Below are 1,841 nucleotides of genomic sequence, written 5' to 3' on the forward strand. Positions count from 1 at the left end.
CCCGTCGACAGCGAGCTGATGCCCGTCGAAGTCGACGTCGACAGTGAAGAAACCGAGCTAGTAGCCGACGACAGGCCGGTTGACGTCGAGGTGGACAACGACGACACCGTGCTGTTCGTCGAGCTCAGCCCCGTCGACAACGAACTGATGCCTGTCGAAGTTGACGTCGACAGCGAGGTGATCGAGCTACTGGCCGACGACAAGCCCGTCGAGGCCGAGGTCGACAACGACGACACCGTGCTATCCGTCGAGCTCAGACCCGTCGACAGCGAACTGATGCCCGTCGAGGTCGACGTGGACAACGACGTGATCGAGCTACTGGCCGACGACAAGCCGGTCGACGTCGAGGTCGACAACGACGACACCGTGCTGTCCGTCGAGCTCAGGCCCGTCGACAGCGAGCTGATGCCCGTCGAGGTTGACGTGGACAGTGAGGTGATCGAGCTGTTTGCAGACGACAAGCCGGTCGACGTCGAAGTCGACAACGACGACACCGTGCTGTCCGTCGAGCTCAAGCCTGTCGACAGCGAGCTGATGCCCGTCGAAGTCGACGTCGACAGCGAGGTGATCGAGCTGTTCGCCGACGACAAGCCAGTCGAGGTTGAAGTCGACAACGACGACACCGCGCTATCCGTCGAGCTCAGGCCGGTCGACAACGAACTGATGCCCGTCGAAGTCGACGTCGACAGTGAAGAAATTGAGCTGTCCGCAGACGACAGACCGGTCGACGTCGAAGTTGACAGCGAGGTGATCGAGCTGTTCGCCGATGACAGACCGGTCGACGTCGAGGTCGACAGCGACGACACCGTGCTGTCCGTCGAGCTCAAGCCCGTCGACAACGAGTTGATGCCCGTCGAAGTTGACGTGGACAGCGAGGTGATTGAGCTGTTCGCGGACGAAAGACCCGTCGAGGTCGAGGTTGACAACGACGACACCGCGCTGTCCGTCGAGCTCAGCCCCGTCGACAGCGAACTGATGCCCGTCGACGTTGACGTAGACAGCGAGGAAATCGAGCTATTGGCCGACGACAGACCGGTCGAGGTCGACGTCGACAACGACGACACCGTGCTATCCGTCGAGCTCAGACCCGTTGACAACGAGTTGATACCCGTCGAGGTCGACGTGGACAACGACGTGATCGAGCTATTGGCCGACGACAGACCGGTCGACGTCGAAGTCGACAACGATGACACCGTACTGTCCGTCGAGCTCAAGCCTGTCGACAGCGAACTGATGCCCGTCGACGCCGACGTCGACAGTGAAGAAATTGAGCTGTCCGCAGACGACAGACCGGTCGACGTCGAGGTCGACAACGACGACACCGTGCTGTCCGTCGAGCTCAGACCCGTCGAGGTCGACGTGGACAGCGAGGTGATCGAGCTACTGGCCGACGACAGACCGGTCGACGTGGAAGTCGACAACGACGACACCGCGCTATCCGTCGAGCTCAGGCCGGTCGACAACGAACTGATGCCCGTCGAAGTCGACGTCGACAGTGAAGAAATTGAGCTGTCCGCAGACGACAGACCGGTCGACGTCGAAGTTGACAGCGAGGTGATCGAGCTGTTCGCGGACGAAAGCCCCGTCGAGGTCGAAGTCGACAACGACGACACCGTGCTATCCGTCGAGCTCAGGCCGGTCGACAACGAACTGATGCCTGTCGAAGTTGACGTCGACAACGAGGTGATCGTGCTATTCGCCGACGACAAACCCGTCGAGGTCGAGGTCGACAACGACGACACCGTGCTGTCCGTCGAGCTCAGGCCCGTCGACAGCGAGCTGATGCCCGTCGAAGTCGACGTCGACAGTGAAGAAACCGAGCTAGTAGCCGACGACAAGAT

Annotated in this window: 1 pseudogene; it reads right to left on the reverse strand. The window is 61.0% G+C overall.

Features of this window, described 5'->3' with window-relative positions:
- A pseudogene (locus GQ57_RS42895) lies at window positions 1-1,841 on the reverse strand (cell surface protein); the annotation flags it as partial.

Origin of the sequence: Burkholderia sp. MSh2, assembly GCF_000731655.1 — a bacterium.
In the GTDB taxonomy this organism is placed as follows: Bacteria; Pseudomonadota; Gammaproteobacteria; order Burkholderiales; family Burkholderiaceae; genus Burkholderia; species Burkholderia paludis.